We start from the raw sequence: 17,693 nt of genomic DNA, 5'->3' as shown, positions 1-17,693 counted from the left end.
TCGGCCTGCCCAAAGAGCGAGTCACCGCAGGTCAGGGCCATATCCGTTGGATTTTTCGCCATTGCTACCGGGACCCCATTCGGCGCCCTCAGCCCCTGCCGCCCTGAACGAACGCCTCTGCGATGCAAGTGATTCGAGTTCCTGAGCCCCACAGGTCATCCGCCCTGCAGGCGTAGCTCCGCCACGACCGCGCGTTCCCGCAGCTGGGCCGCCTCCGCGCGGGCCGCCTCCAGCTCGGCCCGCAGATCCTCCAGCCGTACGCGCTCGAGCCGCAACTCCCCCTGCAGCTGATCGCGTTCCTTGGTGGCAGCTTCGGCGCGCGACTTCTCCCGCGTGACGACTTTCCGCTCCCGGGACAGCGCCGCGGCCGCCTCCGCCTCAACCTGCGCCACCTTCCCGTTCAGCCGCTGGACCTCGTCCGCCGCCCGCGCGGCCTCCCCCAGCGCCACAGCACGATCCCGTTCCGCCTCGGCCGCCCCGCGCTCCGCGTTCACCGCCCTCTCCACGGCTCTGTCGCGCTCCTGCGCCGCCGCCCCGGCCCGCGCGTCCGCGCCGACCACCTCACGTTCGGCCTGCTCACGCGTCCGAACCGCCGCCGCCGTCTCCTCCCGGGCGCGATCACGCTCCCGCCGCGCCAACTCGGCGTCCTCCTCAGCCCGTACGGCCTGCGCCCGCGCCTCCTCCACCCTCCGTTCGGCCAGCTCCACCCGCTCGGCCAGCTCCCGAACCGCCTGATCCCTGGCCTGGCGCGCCATCTCGGCCTCGTGAGCCGACTCCTCGGCCCGCCGTTCGGCCAGCTCAGCCTTTCGCTGCGCCTCCTCGGCGGTCTGCAACGCCTGCCGCTCCGTGCTCGCCGCCTCGCGCAACGCGGCCAGCGCCTGCTCGCGTGCGCGCTCGGCGTCGGCCAGCGCGGTCTCCCGTTCGTTCTGGGCCTCTTCCAGCCGTTCCCGCATCTCGGCGGTCTGCCGGCGGGCATGCTCGGTGGCCTCGCGCGCCAGCCGTACCTGCTCGAACGCCTGCTCCCGCTCCGTACGGGCGATCGCGACGCGCGTGTGCGCCTCGGCCTGCACCGCGCTCAGCTTGGCCTCGACCCCTGCCGGGCTCAGCTCCTCGACCAGCGCACGGGCGAGCGGCTCGATGGCCGCGGCCAGCCCGCTCTCCATCCGGTCGTACAGCTGCTCGGCCCTGGCCAGCGCCCCCTCCAGCCCTGGGGTGGCCCGCCGCAACTCCCGCTCCCGCTTGGCCGCCGCCTGACAGTCCTTCTCCGGACAGTACGCCTTCGGCCGCCCTCTCCCCCGCCGCTGCTCAATCGGCGCGCCACAGTGCTTGCAGGGCGTAACGACACTGCTCTCCACGGTCACGACATCACTCTACCATTTTTGTTTTTCCAGAAAATCAAAATCAGAAATACGGATCCGTTGCGCGCCTGGAAACCCCACCCAACTTGCGAGAAGGCAGAATTCCCGCAAGTAAAGAGGAGCCGACGATCAAGGGTCTGTACGGTCTTCGGTGCGTGCGGATTGCCACGAAGTTGTCTTGGGCTTTTGCCACGAGCTGTCAGTGGGATTCGTGGGTGAGGAACCGGCGGACAGCCGTTGGCGGTGAGAACGATCAAGAAGCACTGAAGGCTGAAACATCCTCACTTGTAACGCGTTAATCACTATGAGTTGATCGCGACCGATATGGTCCTACCGTGCGGGCTATGCCTGCGGAATTTCTGTGTGCCGAGCAGAGGGCCACCTACGCCTCGTTCATCGAGGTGCCATCGCTGTCAGACATGGAGAAGTTCTTCTTCCTGGACAGCTTCGACCGGAATGTGATCGCGCAGTCGAGGGCCGATTCTCACCGGCTGGGCGTCGCTGTCCAGATCGGGACCGTTCGGTACAAGGGGTTGTTTCTGGAGGATCCGCTGGCGGTGCCGTGGCCGGTGGTGGACTATCTGGCCGAGCAGTTGGGGATCGGTGACGCGTCGCAGGTCAAGAAGTACGCCGAGCGGCCCAAGACGACGTACGAGCATGCGTGGATGATCCGGGACGCCTACGGTTACCACACCTTCGATGACACCGACAGTTGGAGCGAGCGGCAGCTGGCGCGCCAGTTCCGGACCTTCCTGCATGGCCGGGCGTGGACGCACGCCGAGGGGCCGGTGGCGTCACCTCCAGCAGCAGCTCGGGCAGTCGGTATCACCTGGCTTAACGCAGTAAATGATCTAGTTGCGGGGATCGGGCAGATGGTGGTGCCGGGGACGCCCCGCGATTCCCTGTACATCCTGGACTGCCTGATCAACCTGGACGCCGGGCCGAAACCCGAGGTGGTCACGACCGACCAGGCCAGCGACAGCGACATGGTGTTCGGAATCTTCTCCATGCTCGGCTACCGATTCGCGCCCCGCTTCGCCGACCTGGGCGATCAGCGGTTCTGGCGGGCCGAGTTGCCCGACAGCAGCACCGGCGACTATGGGGTGCTGGAGGCGATCGCCCGCAACAAGCTGAACACCAAGAAGGTGATCACCCAGTGGCCGGACATGCTCCGCGTTGCCGGATCGCTGGTGACCAACCAGGTGCGCGCCTACGACCTGCTGCGCATGTTCGCCCGCCAAGGCTCTCCGACGCCACTGGGGCAGGCCTTCGCCGAGTACGGCCGCATCGACAAGACGATGCACCTGCTCAGCATGCTGGACCCGATGGATTCCAGCTACCGCCGCAGCCTGGGCAAGCAGCTGTCGGTCCAGGAGTCCCGGCACCGCCTGGCCCGCAAGATCTGCCACAGCAACGCCGGCCGGATCCGGCAGGCATATCGGGAAGGCCAGGAGGACCAACTCGCAGCTCTTGGACTTGTCGTCAATGCCGTCGTCTTGTGGAACTCGCGGTATCTGTCGGCGATCGTGGATCAGTTGCGCGCCCAGGGCGTGCCGGTCAAGGACGAGGACGTGGCGCGGCTATCCCCGCTGGGCCACGCCCACCTCAACTGCCTGGGCCGCTACGCGATCGCCTCCTCGGCCCCGGACAAGGGCCTGCGACCCCTCGGCACGGCGGCGTTGCCCAGGGCCAGCACCGCCAGTGCCGCTGTCGTGGATGAGGACGGCGTCTGAAGCGCGGACTGTTCGAATCGCCCACGCCTGCGGGCAAGGACCTCACCACGAATGTGGCGTCCTCCGACTGTCACGCACGTGCGGAAGTACGAAGACGTTCGGAGGTTCGGAACAGCGCGACGGCTCGGGTACCGATTTTGAAGGATGCCTGGGGGCGTGGCCCGCGGTCCGTGGGAACCTTGCGGCCCCGCACCGTCACCGCGATCACGCTGTCGTGCGGGAGCACGGCCGTGAGCGCCTCGACCATGCCGGTGACTCCTGCCGCCGCGCTGGGTCCGCGCCAGTGGGTCTGTTCGCCGTAGGGGACGTCGGTGATCACGATGTCGGGTGTGTGATGGCCGAGTGTCCGCTGGAGCTGGGCGGGGTCGAGCACGTCGGCTTGGCGCACCGCGTGCGGCACGTCCCCTCCGGCGGCGTCGAGTTCGGCGGCGAGCCGGCAGGCGGCACGCGCGGCCGAGTCGTAGGCCGGTTTGCCGAAGCGGGCGGCGCGCTCTTCGAGATCGGCGGCGCGAGCTGCCAGACCGGCCTGGCTCAGCAGGGCGAGATTGCGTTCGGCCAGGTGTCGCGCTTCAGGGGCGAGGTCGCAGGCCAGTACCGAGGCGATCTGGCGCCGGTGCAGCAACGCCAGCACGGTCAGCAGGTAACCGCTGCCGCAGCACGGGTCCCAGAGCACGGCGGGCTGGTCGCCGCCGCGCAGAGCCAGCGCGCGCTGGAAGATCTCGCTGGCCAGCCGGACGGGGAACGCGGGAAACCCTGGGGCCGAATGCAGCACCGCGCCGCTGGCCAGGTCCTGATGGCTGGTCCGGACAATCGCGTGGCGGTAGGTCATGTGGTGTGGCTGCGACGCTGGCGGGCGGCCTCGTACAACACCACGGTCGCCGCGCTGGCGGCGTTCAGGGAGCTGGCTGAGCCGGCCATCGGGATGCGCGCCATCGTGTCGCACGCTTGTCGCCATCCCGCGCTCAGTCCGGTGGTCTCGTTGCCGATGACCAGCAGGGTGGGGCCGGTCAGGTCCAGTTCGGCGACGTCGCAGGCGCCGTTCTCGTCGGTGCCTACCACCGTCAGCGGCTGCCCCTGGGCGCGCAGCCGCTCTACCCATGCCAGCACTTCCCGGTGTGAGGGGGACCGCACCACCGGCAGCGTCAGCAGCGACCCGGTGGAGGCCCGCACCGATCGGGGATCGTAGGGGTCGGCGGCGTGTCCGGTGACGATCAGGCCCACGCCGTCGAACGCGTCCAGTGAGCGCGCCATCGTCCCGATGTTTCCGGGGTTGTTCGGCCGGTCGAACACCACGCCCAGGAAGGACGGGCCCACCTGGATGCGGGACAGCTCATCGTCCGGCAGGCCGGCCACCGCCACTAGTTCAGGTATGTCCTCGTCTTTGCCGCCCAGCTCGCGCAGCAGGTTGGGGGCCATGGCAACCCGCTCGCCGCCGGCCGTCTTCAGCATCTGTTCGGCCCAGTCCGACAGCGGACGCTCGGCGTCGTAGATCAGCGTATGCACCGGCCAGCCGAACTCGACCACCAGGCTGATCGGGCGCACTCCCTGGACCGGGAACTCCCCGGCCCGCTGCCGCTTGGCCCGGTTGCCCAGCAGCGCCTGCCACTGCTGGAACCGCGCGTTCGCACGCGTGATGCGTACGCTCCCCGACGCCGAATGCCCTCGATTCCCCACGAACTACAGAATAGGGGGATCTTTACCCCCACGCTTCTTGTGACTTCCCCGCATCCAGGCGGCGGCGCCAGGTTTGCTGAGTCGAGAGATCAGGTTGTCTCTCCGTTCGCATCAGATCCGTTGAGCCTCATCACCTGGACTAGCCAGGACAACGCCCGTGGAGCCGTGCTCGAGCCATGGGACGACGGGTTCTTAGATAACCTCGGTTATCTGGCAAGATAGCGATCATCGACGCAGCGTGAGCTGGGCGGTCATCGTCCGGCACGGAGGCTTCGTTTCCCGGTTATCTGGCAACTCGGCGGATGGTGGAGGTCGGCACGGTGGATCCGGTCATCGCCAAGCAGCTCGGCCGCACACACCCGCTCGCCCGCCATCTCGACGACTTCCTCACCGACCTGGCCAACGCCGGCGCCTCCGTCCACACCCGGCGCGCCTACCGCGGCGACCTGATCGCCTTCGCCGCCCACCACGGCGAGGAGATTGGTGCACTGACCGCCGCGCCGGTTCGCGCGTACCTGGCCGGGCTCGCCGACCTGTCACCGGCCAGCCGCAAGCGTAAGCGCGCCGCCGTCGCCTCTTTCGCCAAGTGGGCCGTCCGGCACGACCTGCTGCAGGCCAACCCGATGGACCGCATCGACACCGTCAAGGTGCCCAAGATCCTGCCCCGCCCGGCCAGCGCGGCCGACGTCGCCAAGGTGCTGGCGGTGATCTGCTCGCGGCGGCCACGCAAGGACCTGCCGTTGGACCGGCTGCGCGACCGGGTGCTGTTCGACACGGCCTATGTGGGCGGCGCCCGCGCCTCCGAAGTCTGCGGCCTGTACGTCGAAGACCTCGACCTGCGCCTGGACGACGAACACGTCCGCATCCACGGCAAGGGCGGCAGCGTACGCACCGTCCTGCTCGACGACCGCGGCTACGTCGCCCTGCTCAAGCTCTACCTGGCCCGCGCCGGCTACACCACCGGGCCGCTGTTTCGCGCCTCCATCAACGGCCGGGGCGGGCCCCTGTCCTACGACGCCGCCCACCACCGCTGGCAGGGTTACTGCGCGCAGGCTGGCGTCGAGATCGATATCCACCAGCTGCGCCACGCCCACGCCACCGAACTCATCAACGCCGGCGTCTCCATCGAGGCCGTCCGCCGCCGCCTCGGCCACGCTTCAACTGAAACCACCCAGCTGTACGCGCTGCTCGACGACAAGATCGCCGACGCCGAGATCCGCGCCGCACGCCGACGCCGGGATCGGGCAACAAGCTGAGGAAGCTTCACAGCCAGGAGCAGCCTCAGCTCACTGCAATCAAGATCCTTCTCAGCGCCAACGGCTGTCCGCCGGTTCCTCGACCCCGGGTCCGTGCGCCGCACCGGCCGGCGGGACGGCCCCCGCGTTCACAGGTCACTTGGTGACCGTGCGGCCTGCCTTGTCGATCAGGTCGGCGACCGCGCGTGGTTCGGAAACCGCGACGGCGTGCGAGGCGTTGACCTCGACGATGTGCGCGTTGGCCCGCTTGGCCATGAATCGCATCGACTCCGGCGGAACCGCGAGGTCCTGCCGGGCGATCAGGTGCCAGGACGCGATGGTCTTCCACGCGGCCTTGGTGGCCTTGTCCGACAGAGCGGCCTCGGTGATGGGTCGCTGCGTGGCCGCCATCAGCTGGGTCTCGCCGCGCGGTACGTCGGCGGCGAACACCCGCTGGAATTCCTCGTTCTTGATGTAAAGGTCCTTGCCCGTACCACCGGGCAGCGGGACCTCTCGCAGCGCGGCGCCCAGCTCGTTGCCCGGGAACTTGTCGGCCAGCTCGGCGGTGCTCTCCCCGACCTCCAGCTGGAAGCTGGAGACGTAGACCAGGGCCTTGACGTTGGGGTTGCCGTCGGCCGCCTCACTGATCACCGACCCGCCGTAGGAGTGACCGGCCAGCACGATGGGGCCGTCCACGCTTTCCAGGACGCTGCGCACGTAGGCGGCGTCGTCCGCCAGGCCGCGCAGCGGGTTCGCCGCCGCCAGCACCGGGTAGCCCTCGCGTCGGAGCCGCTCGATCACCCCGTTCCAGCTGGAGGAGTCGGCGAACGCGCCGTGCACCAGCACCACCGTGGGCTTGCGCGAGTGCGGGCGAGGGCCGGTGGCCGCGGTGGCCGACGTCGCCAGCAGCAGCAGCGCCGCGGCTCCGGCCGTCGCGCCGGCCACGGCGGCACTCCATCGTGCCGTGCCGCGCAGCAGGTTGAGATTCATCGTGGGTCCTTCCGATCTCCAGGTGGGTGGCCGCACCCGAGCAAAGTCCAACGTCCTACATGCGCGGCCCGGGCTGGCCTACGCGATCTTGGGCGGCACCCTCATCCCGATCGACCGTCTCGCCGACGAGCGGCCGTACTACAGCGGCAAGCACAAGCAACATGGGGTGAACGTGCAGTTGCTGGCCGATCCGGCAGGCCGGCTGGTGTGGGGCTCTCCGACGCTGCCCGGCGCGGTGCAATGAAAAGGGCTCATAGATCCACTGAACTGATCGTTGGCTTGGTTCGGATGTTGCGCGCGGAACTGCGCGGCCGGTGGCGGCAGGCCCGGCGAGCGGTGATGGTTCTGCTGTCGGTGCACGGGCTGTCCCCGGCCCAGATCGCGGAGCTGCTGGAGTGCGATGCGAGCACGGTGCGGCGGTGGATCGGCCGGTTCAGCCACCACGGTGTGGCGGGCTTGGCCGACCGGCCTCGCTCAGGGCGGCCGCGCATCGGCGGGCCCCGCCTGCTCGCCCGGATCACGGCGCTGCTGGAGCAGGCCGGGCCATGGACGGTGCCGAAGTTGTGGCAGTACCTGGGCCGGCCGAAGCTGAGCCCGCCGACCCTGTACCGGCGGCTGCGCATCGTGGCGATCTGGCGACGCCCCGAGCTGGTGGCCCGCGGCGATCCCGACCGCTGGCGCGTCGTAGCCGGCATCGCCGCCCGGCTGCGGGAGTGACCACGCGGTGCGGTGGTGTGGGCCACCGATGAGACCGACGTCCACCTGCTGCCACATGTGCGGGCCACCTGGACACTACGCCCGCGCCGGCCCGAGATCGGCACTCCGGGCAAGAACCGGCAGGTGACGGTGCTCGGCGTTGGAGATGACCAGCGGCCAGTGGGTGTATCGGCTGGGCCGCCGCTGCGCCGCCGACTTCATCGCCTTGTTAGAGCAGATCCGCCTGGCTGTCCCGGATGCGCCGGCGATCGTGGTGATCTGCGACAACGACAGCATCCACCATGCCAAAGCCGTCACCGCCTGCCTGTCCGAGCATCCCACCATGGAGCTGCTGTTCGGAGCCCGCTACAGCCCGCACGACAACCCGGTGGAACGCATCCGGGCCGCGCTCAAGGCCTTCATCGCCAACACCGCCGTCAGCTGGCCCGGCCGTCGCAGACAGATCCACGCCTTCTTCCGCACCCGCTCGGTTTCGGCGACCTGCTCCGGCCCCGCGAAGGCAACGCCGACCGTCTCGACGCATGGATCGCCACCACCCGCGCCGCCGATCTGCCTCACGTGCATTCCTTCGCCCGCGGCCTCGATCAGGACCGCGACGCCGTGCGCGCCGCCGTCACCCTGCCCTTCCACAACGGCGGCACTGAAGGCGTGAACGCCAAGACCAAACGCATCATGCGCCAGATGCACGGCCGAGCCGGATTCGCGCTGCTCCGCCACCGCATCCTCTTGGCCTAACGTTCCGTCACCACCGAAAGAGAGACAGAGCCGAAAGAGAGATAGAGCTGAATGAGAGACAGAGCCGTCTACTGGACAGGCCTCCGCGTAGATCGAGTGCGGCGTCAGCCGACCCTCGCAGAACTCACCGTGGAGGAGAGCAGCCCGGCTGCATCGGCGTCTGGCCCACTGCCATCGCGTCGTCCGTTGCGCCAGCCGATGTAGCGGCGGATCATGCTGGCCTGCACCCGGTGGTGGGGATGGTCATAGCCGTCAACAAGCATGGCCGGGTGGCCAGTCGACAGGATTCCTCGGCGAAGGCCCTGAGGAGATACTCGGGCGTATGGGAATCGCTGGTACGGCACGGCGGCTGCTGCCGGCGTGCGCGGCGCTGATCGTCGTGGCGGGATGCGTCACGGCGGCCCCCCGTCAGGCCGCCCTCCCCGCGGCCCAGTCTCACCTGGGGGCTTGAGTTCGCCTCCCTCCTGGGCACGCTGAGCGAGGATGTGGCCACGGTGTGCTCCCGTGCCGGGAGATCTGGCCACAGGCCGACTTCCTGTAGACGGTGCTGCTGGTCACCGACGGCACCGAGGCTGCGGAGATCACGGAGCGCGGGGCCGAGCCGGTCAAGGTGTCGGAGCTGCGCCAACGGAACCTCGACTGGAGCAGGGGCTTCCTGGTGACCCGATGGAACGGCCGTCTCGCGGTCCTCGTCGCTACCTTCGCCGCAGCGATCAGGCAAGATCTCCCGCCGGCGCGGTCGCTGTTCCAAATCGCCACGCATGAGGCGTTCCACCCGTACGTACAGCTCGGATCGAGCCGCGACACGGTTTGGCCATCGCTGCTGTCCTCGGCTTCCAGCCCCGTCAGCCGCGACACCGACTTCCCGCTGCGGGCACCCGCGGTACTACCGGGCCATGGCCTACAACGAGCTGCTGGCCGCCTGCACTACATGAGCGCGGAGTCCCTGCTGCCATGGGACGCTCCGCCGGCGGGGACGCCCATGGCACAGGCCGACCACCGCGACGTCGTCCTCGTCGCCGGCACCGACCCGTACGCGTACAAGGGCCTGCGGGAGGTACGCCGGCCGCGGATCCGCCAGAACTGGGACGGCGGCGACTGTGACAGGTGACGACCGGCAGACGGTCTCCGTCGACCTGGTGCCCCGCCTCGGCCCCACGGTCGCGACTATCCGCCGGGCTCGACCTTCGGCCCGCGCCAGGCCAGGTCGTACCAGTTCGTCTGGCTGCTGCGGGGCAGCGCCACCTGGCGATGGGACGACGTCCTGCTCCCGCTCGTCCCCGGAAAACTGCTTCTCACCCGGCCGGGGGTCCCAGCCGGCGCCTTTCGCGATGATCGGGAAAGGCACCGGCCGGGACTCGGTTGCGCGGGCCGCTCAGGCTGGCATGGCCGCCATGGCCTTGCACGCCTCGGCGCAGGCCTTGCACTTCTCGGCACAGCGCTTCATCGTCGCGTCGTCGGTCATGGTCATGCACGCCTCGGCGCACTTGGTAGCCACCTGGGCACACATCCGGGCCATGTCCATCGCCATCGGGGACTGGCGCATCATCATGTCCGCGCACAGGCGGGTGATGTCGGAACAGTCCATGAGCGCGCCCATCATCGCCATGTCGACAAAACGACCACCCTTCTTCAGGCAGTAGCTCATGGTCTGCTCGCAGGAGCTGTGACTCTCCATGCATGCGTCGACGCATCGCTGCATCTCAGGGCTCATCTGTCCCTCGGTTCGCATTGTTCCTCCCGTATCGACGACCGCTCCCGTGCCGGGCCGCGGCCACCAGGTCGGATACCCCAATTCAGACGGAAGGGACTGAAAAGTCGGAAGCTTGGGCGTATGATGACACGCTCGTTGAGCGACAGGACGTCGGCTCGACCGGGGCCTGGTACGCCACCGGTGCGTGGCTTCGCCGATTCCGTGTTACGGAACCCGAGTCGTTTCCACCAGCCGGGCGATCTCGGGGAGGACGGCCTCGGTTACGGTGATCTTCCGGTCGATCAGGCCGCTGGCGTGGAAGAGATCTGCCGCGCGTTGCTGCTCGGCGACGAAGTCCTCGCTGACGGGGTGCAGCCCGAACGGACGGTGGCGCAGCGCATGTTCCCAGGCGTCGACATCCCCGCCGTCGTCGGCGGCGAACAGCTCCGCCGCGGCCCGGTAGTTCTGCTGGATCCAGGCGTCGGACTCCTGGAGGGCGGCGACGATGGCGGCGAGCTCTTCGGGGTGCTGCTCGGCGAAGTCGCGGCGGGTGAACCAGAGCGAGCGATGGCTGAACAGCCCGTCCGTGGCGACGAGGTCCCGGGTGGCGGCTTCCTGCTCGACGCGGGTGAGGGCCGGGTACGAACCGACCCATGCGTCCACTGCGCGGTCCAGGAACAGCTGGGCGGCGTTCCCGTACGCGTCGACCGGCTCTATGTCCTTCCACGTCAGCCCTGCCCGGTCGAGGGCGAACAGCAGGAGCGTGGTCTGCCAGGAGCCATGTCCGAGCGCGACCCGCTTGCCCTTGAGATCCGCCAGCGAGCTGATCGGGGAGTCTTCGTGTACGACCAGGCGGCCGTTCTCATGACGCGAGCCGGAGGTCGCGACGTACACGACGTCGTGCCCCTTGCCCTGTGCGGTGACCGGAGGCGTGGAGCCGGTGCCGATGAAGTCGTAGCCGCCGTCGAAAAGACGGTCACCGTGCAGGGAGGGGAGCCCCTCGGTCGGGGCGGGACGGTCACCCTGCGGGAGGCTGCGCAGGTCCACCCACTCCACATCGGGCAGGGTACGCTCCAGGATGCCCTGGTGCCGCAGCACCCAGAGCGAGTTGTTGTTGGGGAAGTAGCCGACGCGAACGCTCATCAGATGGATCCTTTCGTTACCGATACTGGGGGCAGCGGGGAGTGCTGGCGGATGTCGTGGCCGCGGAGCAGCGGAAGCACCTCTTCGCCGACGCGGTACGCCTCTTCGAGATGCGGCACCCCGGCGAGGATGAAGGCGTCGACGCCGAGGCCGATCAGCTCGTCGAGCCGCTCGGCGACCTGCTGGTAGCTGCCGACGAGTCCGAACGCGGGACCGCCGCGGAGCAGGTGGAAGCCGCCCCAGACGTTGGGCGACACCTCCAGCTCCCGATGGTCGCGTACCGGCCAGGAGACGAACGACTGGCTGCGCAGCCACCCGACGGAGTCGCCGTCCGCGCTGCGCAGCGCGGCCGGGTCGACGTGTGCCCAACCGCGCCTGATCTCGTCCCATGCCGCCTGCTCGGTCTCGCGGGCGAGCACGTCGATGCGTACGGCGAACTTCGGAGCCCGCCCGAGCGCGGTGCTGTGCTCGCGAACCTGGGCGAACTTGGCCGCCAACGCGGGGAAGGGCTCCAGCCACGACAGGTAGTAGTCAGCGTGCCGGCCCGCCGCCTCGATCGCGGCCTTGGACGAGCCGGAGAAGTAGATCTCCGGGAAGGGCTGCCGCGCGAGCGGCTCGGGCAGACCCGCCCCCTCGACCTGGTAGAAGCGGCCCTGGTAGTCGAACGGACCACCGCTCCATACGCCCTTGAGCACGTCGAGGAACTCGGAGGTACGGGCGTATCGGTCATCGTGGTCGACCCGGTCGCCCCACCACAGCTGGGCGGGACCGCCACCGCCCGAGATGATGTTGTAGACGACCCGTCCGCCGGTCGCCCGCTGCAGGCTCGCCGACATCCGGGCCGCCTGGACCGGATGGAGGAAGCCCGGCTGGTAGGCGATCATGAAACGGTAGCTGGTGGTCTCGCGGGCCAGGACGGCGGCCGCGGCCCACGGGTCGTCGGTGAAGGGGAACGACGGCAGCAGGCCGCCGACGAATCCGGAGCTTTCCGAGGCCCTGGCGACATCGGCCATGTGCTCGACATAGGAGTATCCGTCGCGGCGGCCGTTTCGCACCCCGGGAGTGATGCTGCCCGGCACCACCGGTGCCCACTCCCCTCGGCTGGACACCCGGCGCCGGAGCGACTGCTGGTCACCGTGGGTGCCGATTCGCCAGTAGATGTCAATGGACATGCTCGATCTCCTTAGCGAACAGCGGCAGCAGCCGCTCGCCCAGCCGGTAGGTCTCCTCGATGTGCGGCCGCGATTCCAGGACGAAGGTGGTGACACCCTGGCCGAGGTAGCCGCGGAGTCCGGCTGCGACAGTCTCGTACGAGCCGACCAGGCCGGACGCGCCGGGACCGGCGATGCGGCCGAACCCTCCCCACAGGCGGGTACGCGGGTCCGGGTCCGGCAAGCCCTCCCCCACGCCGCCGGCGAGGTCCCACAACCGGCGGGCCTCCGCCCACGCCTCCTCGTCGTCATCCCGTGCCAGGACGGGAAGCCGCAGGCCGTACTCGACGGGACGCCCTTCCTGCGCCGACTGTGCGGCCAGCTCGCCGATGCCGGTCTCGACGTCCTGGTCCGCGGTGAACAGGTGCACGTCGGCGTGACGTGCCGAGAGTGCCAGCGCCTCCGGCGAGGTGCCGGTCAGGTAGACGCGGGGGAACGGCAGGCCCGAGTTCGGTGACTGGAAGCCACCCGCGAGCACCTGGTAGAAGCGACCCTCGTACGTGTAGCCCTCCTCGTGCCACACGCCCTTGGCCACGGTGAGGAACTCCTCGGCCCGCGCGTATCGGTCCGCACCTGGAAGGAAGTCCCCCTGCGATCGTGCGACGGCCGGGTCGAGATCCACGTCGAGCTGCCAGCCGAGCCGGTTGCCGGTGAACCGCTGGAGGGAGGCGGAGAACTTGGCCGCGTAGACGGGTGTGGCGATCCCGGGGTGGAACCCGGCCACGACACGCAGGTGACGGCTCTGCCTGAGCAGGCCGGCGGCGACCACCAAGGATTCCTCACCGGCGGAGTCGAACGGCACGAACGCACCGCCGATCGCCGCGATCTCCGCGGCTCGGCCCACCTGGGCCAGGTGGTCGAACGCGCTGGAGGCTCCGGGCCGCAGATCCGTGACGAACGGGGGCAGGGGACGGCGTGCGCCGGGCTGCCACTCCCCTCGGTCCCGCCGCAGTGGGTCACGCCCGTCACCCTGGGTCGGCACCGTGACCAGGAAGTCCGGATACGCCGCCATCACGCCACCGCCCCGACTGGCCGGACCGGCGCCGCGGTCGAGGAGTCGCTCTGGACCAGACCCTGCTGACCGCTCTGCGCCGCCGAGGTGTCGAGACGCTCGCGGGCCAAGGCGAGCGGTTCGCGGGCAACCCACGCGTCGAGGTCCACGTCGGCGTCGAGGAAGCCGTGCACCAGCAGGAAGTCCTTCTGGATGCGCAGCAGGTCCAGCCGCTCCCGCGACAGGTCAGGGTGCAGCGAGTGGTGGAAGTCGCCCCGGTAGGCGGTGGCCACGGCGTCCGCCCCTGACCGTGTCTCCCCGGCGAGGATCTCGCGCACCCGGTCGAGGTTGTCCCGCGCCCAGTCGGCCGCGCGCAGCGTCTGGGTCAGGAACCCGATGACCAGATCGGGGTGCTCGTCCAGGAGCCGTTCATGCACCGTGATCGGCCTGGGGGTGCCGTTGTTCACCCTGGTACGGCGGTCGGGGTGCGCGTCCAGGTCGACGGCGACGACAGCACCGATCTCCTTGGCCTGCTCCGCGGCTCGCGCGCCCTTGGCGTACACGGCGTCCACCTCGCCGCGGGCCAACTCGGCGATGCCCGGCCAGGAGAACGCCCGGGCGCCCGCGTCCCGGCCGACCGACGGGCTGGACTGCGCAGTCACCTCCACGAACGTGACGTCGTCCAGGGTCAGCCCGCCCTGCGACAATGCGCCCTTGATCCCATGCAGGGCCATGGCGCGGGGGAAACTCTTGGCACGGGTCTCGGCCCACGCGGGCAGCGCGACCCGCGCACCGGCCAGGTCCCCGGCGCCGCTGATTCCGGAGCCGGCCCGGACCAGGATGGACTGCCACTCCTCGATCCAGGTCAGTCCGATCAGCCGAGTCGGGGCGCCCGCCGACCGGGCCACCAGCGCGGGCACGTTGCCGCCCTCCCTGAACAGCCCCAGAAGCTGGTGATCGAAATGGTGCTTGGCCAGCTCAGGTCCCGCGTCCTGAAGGATGCCGACGTCCAGGCCCGCCGCCTGGAACTCCTCGGCCAGCCAGCCCTGGTTGTGTGCGAGGCCGCTGGCAGTGGGGACGGGGCAGCGGGTGTACCAGATCTTGTCTATCGATGACATGAGACTCCTACGTCTACGTCGAAGCGATGCGAGGTGAATCCGTGGACGACATCCGGGCGTTAGCGCGAGGCCGGGACGACGCCCAGGTGGCTCAGGAACAGCCGGCGGTAATCGACGAACGAAGGGCTGTTGCGGTCCCGGGGATGGGGCAGGTCGATCGTCTGGTCGACGGCCAGCGTCCCTTCCCGCAACACGGCGACCCGGTCCGCCAGCCGTACGGCCTCATCCACGTCGTGCGTGACGAGGATGACCGCCGGACGGTGCCGCGCGCAGAGCTCCGCGACCAGCTCCTGCATCTGGAGCCGGGTCAGCGCGTCCAGCGCGGCGAACGGCTCGTCGAGCAGGAGCACCTCCGGTTCGCGGACCAGGGCTCTGGCGAGGGCCACCCGCTGCGCCTCTCCGCCGGAGAGGGTGGCCGGCCAGGCCCCGCCGTACCCGTCGAGCCCGACCTCGGCCAGAGCCCGGCGCCCCGGGTCCCGCGCGGCGGCCGGGAGTCCGAGGGTGACGTTGGCGAGCACCCTTCTGGCCTGGATGAGCCGGGGTTCCTGGTAGACCGTCGTACGGCGGCGGGCCGCCAGCACGGTGCCGGCGTCGGGGACGTCCAGGCCCGCCAGGATGCGGAGGAGGGTGGTCTTCCCGGTGCCGCTCGGCCCGAGGAGGGCGAAGAACTCGCCCTTGCGGATCTCCAGGTCGACCCCAGACAGCACGGTCTTCGCGCCGAAGGCCTTGTGCAGTCCGCTGATCTGTACGGCGAGGTCGTCGTCGGCGTGTGGCCATGCGGTGCCGCCCGGCTTCTGGCCGCGCCGCCTTACGTGCTGCTTGCCGATCGTCGGCTCAGTCATCGCGACCTCTCGCTCATCGGGCGGCCACGTGTCGGCGCCAGGGCATGGCCAGGCGCTCCACCAGCCGGATCGCACCGTCGAAGATCAACCCGAGGCCGGCGTAGATGAGGATGCAGAGCACCATGTAGTCGATCCGGAAGTACTGCTGGGCCAGCGTGACCAGGTAGCCGATGCCCTCGGTTGCTCCGATCTGCTCGGCCGCGATCAGTCCGGTGAGCGAGACCGACAGGCAGATGCGCAGCGCCATCAGGATGTTGGGCAGCGCGCTCGGAATGATGACACCGAACGCCAGCCGGTGACCGCGCAGGCCGAAGCCACGCGCCGCCTCGACGACCTTGCGCTCCACGTTCCTGACGCCGAGGTAGGTGTAGGTGTACATCGGGGTCGCCGCCGACACCGCGATCAAGACGATCTTGAACGTCTCGCCGACTCCGAACCACGAGATGAACAGCGGGACGAGAGCGAGAAACGGAACAGCCCGCATCATCTGCATGGTCGGATCGACCAGTTCCTCGCCCAGGGCCGCGATCCCGGCGGCGACCCCGAGAAGCAGGCCGATCCCGGCGCCGACGAGCACGCCCAGCCCGGCCCGGTGCGCGGAGGCGAGCAGGTAGTCGGTGAGCTGGCCGGTCGCGATCAGCTCGCGCAAGGCGCCGAAGACGGAGGACGGGGCGGCCAGCACGTCCGGTGGGATGCGTCCGCTGCTCGACCCGTACCACCAGGCGATGAGCAGCAGCAGCGGTACGCCGATACGCACGCCGGCCGACAGCGCCGGAGCGCGACGCCTGCTGCCGAGATACCTGGGGGTCTCCAGATCGGAGACGCCGGCGCCGGGCCGTTCTGTCTCAACTGACTTGTGCACTCTCTCCATGGTCATGGCCGTCACCCGGACGAAGCCGGCGACGGTGACCCCGCTGCCGCCTTCAGGTCGAAGAGAACGTTCGCCGGGTCGATGGCCGCGGACACCACGCCGTACTTACGGAACAGGTCGGCGACCTGCTGGATGTTGGCGCCGTCGTCCTTGGTGGCGTAGCGAGGGGTGTTGGCGTACTTGGCCGTGGCGATGTTGTGCGCCAGTCGCGCGCCGCTCACAGCTGTCGGTCCCTGGTCGAGGAACACGTTCTCGAACTTCTCCGGCGTCTTCCTGGCCTCCTCGGTCAACTCCTGCAAGACCTGGAGGTAGACGTGGACCGCCTCAGGATGCTGTTCGAGCAGTTCGTTGCGCGCGGCGAGAATGGTCAGGTCCTTGTCATCCAGATCGCGTCCGTGCACGATCACCCGGGCGCCCTTGGACACTGCCTCGGGGTAGGCCTTGACGATCGCCCACCAGGCGTCCACCTTGCCCGTCGCATAGGCCGCGGCCCCCTGGTCGGGGTTGAGATAGACGCGCTTGACCTGGTCGACCGGGACCCCTGCCTGCTCCAGGGCGAGCAGCAGCAGATACTCGCCCTTGCCACCCTTGTTCACCGCGACCTGCTTGCCGACCAGGTCCTTCACGGACTTGATCGGACTGTCGGGCCGCACTACCAGCCCATCGGTCTGCGGCGCCGCCGGATCGGTGATCGGGTCGGTGACCGAGAAGATCTTGATGTTCGGGCTGTTGGCCAGGTAGCCGACAGCGGGCGAGATGGCGCCCGCGAGGACGTTCACCGATCCCGCGCGCACCGCGTCGATGGTCGCGGTGAAGGAGGCATAGGAGCCGCCCCACTCGACGGACGCGCCGACAGCGCCGAGCCGTTTCTCCAGGATGCCTTCACGTTTGGCGTAAGCGAGAGGCCCGGCGTTACCCGGATCCTGCAACTTGAGCACCGCTCCCGTCCCACCGGAGGACGAGGATCCGCCACCGGCAGCGGACGATGCGCCGCAGGCGGTGGTCAGGCCGAGGAGCGGGATGGCCAAGGCCAAGACCGCGATATGCACGCGCCGACGAGATTTCCACATGACGATGACGAGCCCCTAATAGTGGGAGGAAGCAACAGGCTGAAACCGGCGGCGTGCGGCCACCGAACACGATGAGACGCCCTTGATCTCGGGCGACCGGAGACGTCTCCAGCGCGGCGATGCGCGAGAGGGATCACCGTGCGCTAACAGAGGCTGCTGTCCACGAGCATGAAGTCGATCACGCGCCGGGCGGTCAGGATCAGATTCGGCACATTCCCCATATTTCAGGTAGGTAATGCGGAAGTCAAGCAATGTCTCACCATGTGAGAGGGCTGGATGCACAGAAGGGGGCCGAACTCGCTTCGAGACCGG

At 69.1% G+C, this 17,693-nt stretch carries 14 protein-coding genes and 5 pseudogenes; 7 read left to right on the top strand and 12 right to left on the bottom strand.

Annotated elements, in window-relative coordinates; genetic code table 11:
• Positions 1 to 155: 155 nt before the first annotated feature.
• Complete coding sequence (locus E1286_RS47535) at positions 156 to 1,361, bottom strand: coiled-coil domain-containing protein (protein WP_165969567.1); 1,206 nt, start codon at positions 1,359 to 1,361, stop codon at positions 156 to 158.
• Positions 1,362 to 1,702: 341 nt separating this feature from the next.
• Between E1286_RS47535 and E1286_RS49900 the strand changes: the two are divergent.
• Together E1286_RS49900 and E1286_RS04730 are read left to right on the top strand one after the other, a co-directional pair.
• Positions 1,703 to 2,083 (top strand): annotated as a pseudogene (locus E1286_RS49900) (DUF4158 domain-containing protein); the annotation flags it as partial.
• Positions 2,084 to 2,152: 69 nt separating this feature from the next.
• Positions 2,153 to 3,091, top strand: a pseudogene (locus tag E1286_RS04730) (Tn3 family transposase); the annotation flags it as partial.
• A 70-nt stretch (positions 3,092 to 3,161) separates the two neighbouring features.
• Here the strand turns inward: E1286_RS04730 and E1286_RS04725 are convergent.
• Both E1286_RS04725 and E1286_RS04720 read right to left on the bottom strand, forming a co-directional pair.
• On the bottom strand, positions 3,162 to 3,920 hold the full coding sequence (locus E1286_RS04725; protein WP_132609033.1) for an rRNA methyltransferase: 759 nt from the start codon (positions 3,918 to 3,920) through the stop codon (positions 3,162 to 3,164).
• Positions 3,917 to 4,765, bottom strand: coding sequence for an RNA methyltransferase (locus tag E1286_RS04720; protein WP_132609032.1), 849 nt, complete (start codon positions 4,763 to 4,765; stop codon positions 3,917 to 3,919). The genes E1286_RS04725 and E1286_RS04720 overlap by 4 nt, the downstream gene beginning before the upstream one ends.
• A gap of 320 nt (positions 4,766 to 5,085) precedes the next feature.
• On the opposite strand from E1286_RS04720, the gene E1286_RS04715 reads away from it, so the two are divergent.
• Positions 5,086 to 6,021 (top strand): tyrosine-type recombinase/integrase, encoded by a 936-nt coding sequence (locus tag E1286_RS04715; RefSeq protein ID WP_246074442.1) that lies wholly within the window; start codon positions 5,086 to 5,088, stop codon positions 6,019 to 6,021.
• Between the two features lie 135 nt (positions 6,022 to 6,156).
• Here E1286_RS04715 and E1286_RS04710 read toward each other — a convergent pair whose 3' ends face one another.
• Complete coding sequence (locus E1286_RS04710) at positions 6,157 to 6,990, bottom strand: alpha/beta fold hydrolase (protein WP_132609030.1); 834 nt, start codon at positions 6,988 to 6,990, stop codon at positions 6,157 to 6,159.
• Between the two features lie 73 nt (positions 6,991 to 7,063).
• On the opposite strand from E1286_RS04710, the pseudogene E1286_RS04705 reads away from it, so the two are divergent.
• The 4 genes and pseudogenes from E1286_RS04705 to E1286_RS04685 form a co-directional block, all read left to right on the top strand.
• Positions 7,064 to 7,228 (top strand): annotated as a pseudogene (locus E1286_RS04705) (transposase family protein); the annotation flags it as partial.
• Positions 7,229 to 7,230: 2 nt separating this feature from the next.
• A pseudogene (locus E1286_RS51655) lies at positions 7,231 to 8,176 on the top strand (IS630 family transposase); the annotation flags it as partial.
• 2 nt (positions 8,177 to 8,178) lie between these two features.
• Positions 8,179 to 8,442: pseudogene (locus E1286_RS04690) on the top strand (transposase); the annotation flags it as partial.
• A 544-nt stretch (positions 8,443 to 8,986) separates the two neighbouring features.
• Positions 8,987 to 9,553 carry a hypothetical protein gene (locus tag E1286_RS04685; protein ID WP_132609027.1) on the top strand — a complete coding sequence of 189 codons (567 nt, stop codon included), beginning with the start codon at positions 8,987 to 8,989 and terminating at the stop codon, positions 9,551 to 9,553.
• A gap of 264 nt (positions 9,554 to 9,817) precedes the next feature.
• Here E1286_RS04685 and E1286_RS04680 read toward each other — a convergent pair whose 3' ends face one another.
• The 8 genes from E1286_RS04680 to E1286_RS04645 all read right to left on the bottom strand — a co-directional run bounded on the left by E1286_RS04680 (position 9,818) and on the right by E1286_RS04645 (position 17,360).
• The gene (locus E1286_RS04680; protein ID WP_484213904.1) at positions 9,818 to 10,144 is read right to left on the bottom strand and encodes a four-helix bundle copper-binding protein; all 327 of its coding nucleotides are present in this window, start codon (positions 10,142 to 10,144) and stop codon (positions 9,818 to 9,820) included.
• A gap of 216 nt (positions 10,145 to 10,360) precedes the next feature.
• On the bottom strand, positions 10,361 to 11,278 hold the full coding sequence (locus tag E1286_RS04675) for an ABC transporter substrate-binding protein (RefSeq protein ID WP_132609025.1): 918 nt from the start codon (positions 11,276 to 11,278) through the stop codon (positions 10,361 to 10,363).
• Positions 11,278 to 12,450: an LLM class flavin-dependent oxidoreductase gene (locus E1286_RS04670; RefSeq protein ID WP_132609024.1), complete on the bottom strand. Its 1,173-nt coding sequence runs from the start codon at positions 12,448 to 12,450 to the stop codon at positions 11,278 to 11,280. Before E1286_RS04670 ends, E1286_RS04675 begins: the two co-directional genes overlap by 1 nt.
• Complete coding sequence (locus E1286_RS04665) at positions 12,440 to 13,501, bottom strand: LLM class flavin-dependent oxidoreductase (RefSeq protein ID WP_132609023.1); 1,062 nt, start codon at positions 13,499 to 13,501, stop codon at positions 12,440 to 12,442. The genes E1286_RS04670 and E1286_RS04665 overlap by 11 nt, the downstream gene beginning before the upstream one ends.
• Entirely contained in the window at positions 13,501 to 14,598 is a 1,098-nt protein-coding gene (locus E1286_RS04660) for an ABC transporter substrate-binding protein (protein ID WP_132609022.1), read from the bottom strand. The genes E1286_RS04665 and E1286_RS04660 overlap by 1 nt, the downstream gene beginning before the upstream one ends.
• Before the next feature lie 59 nt (positions 14,599 to 14,657).
• Positions 14,658 to 15,440, bottom strand: a complete 783-nt coding sequence (locus tag E1286_RS04655) for an ABC transporter ATP-binding protein (RefSeq protein WP_132609021.1) — start codon at positions 15,438 to 15,440, stop codon at positions 14,658 to 14,660.
• Positions 15,441 to 15,453: 13 nt separating this feature from the next.
• Positions 15,454 to 16,302: an ABC transporter permease gene (locus E1286_RS04650; protein WP_246074441.1), complete on the bottom strand. Its 849-nt coding sequence runs from the start codon at positions 16,300 to 16,302 to the stop codon at positions 15,454 to 15,456.
• 20 nt (positions 16,303 to 16,322) lie between these two features.
• Positions 16,323 to 17,360 (bottom strand): NrtA/SsuA/CpmA family ABC transporter substrate-binding protein, encoded by a 1,038-nt coding sequence (locus E1286_RS04645; RefSeq protein ID WP_246074440.1) that lies wholly within the window; start codon positions 17,358 to 17,360, stop codon positions 16,323 to 16,325.
• Positions 17,361 to 17,693 lie beyond the last annotated feature (333 nt).

It is taken from the genome of Nonomuraea terrae, from assembly GCF_004348995.1.
Lineage (GTDB): Bacteria > Actinomycetota > Actinomycetes > Streptosporangiales > Streptosporangiaceae > Nonomuraea > Nonomuraea terrae.
This window is presented reverse-complemented; position numbering and strand designations above follow the sequence as displayed.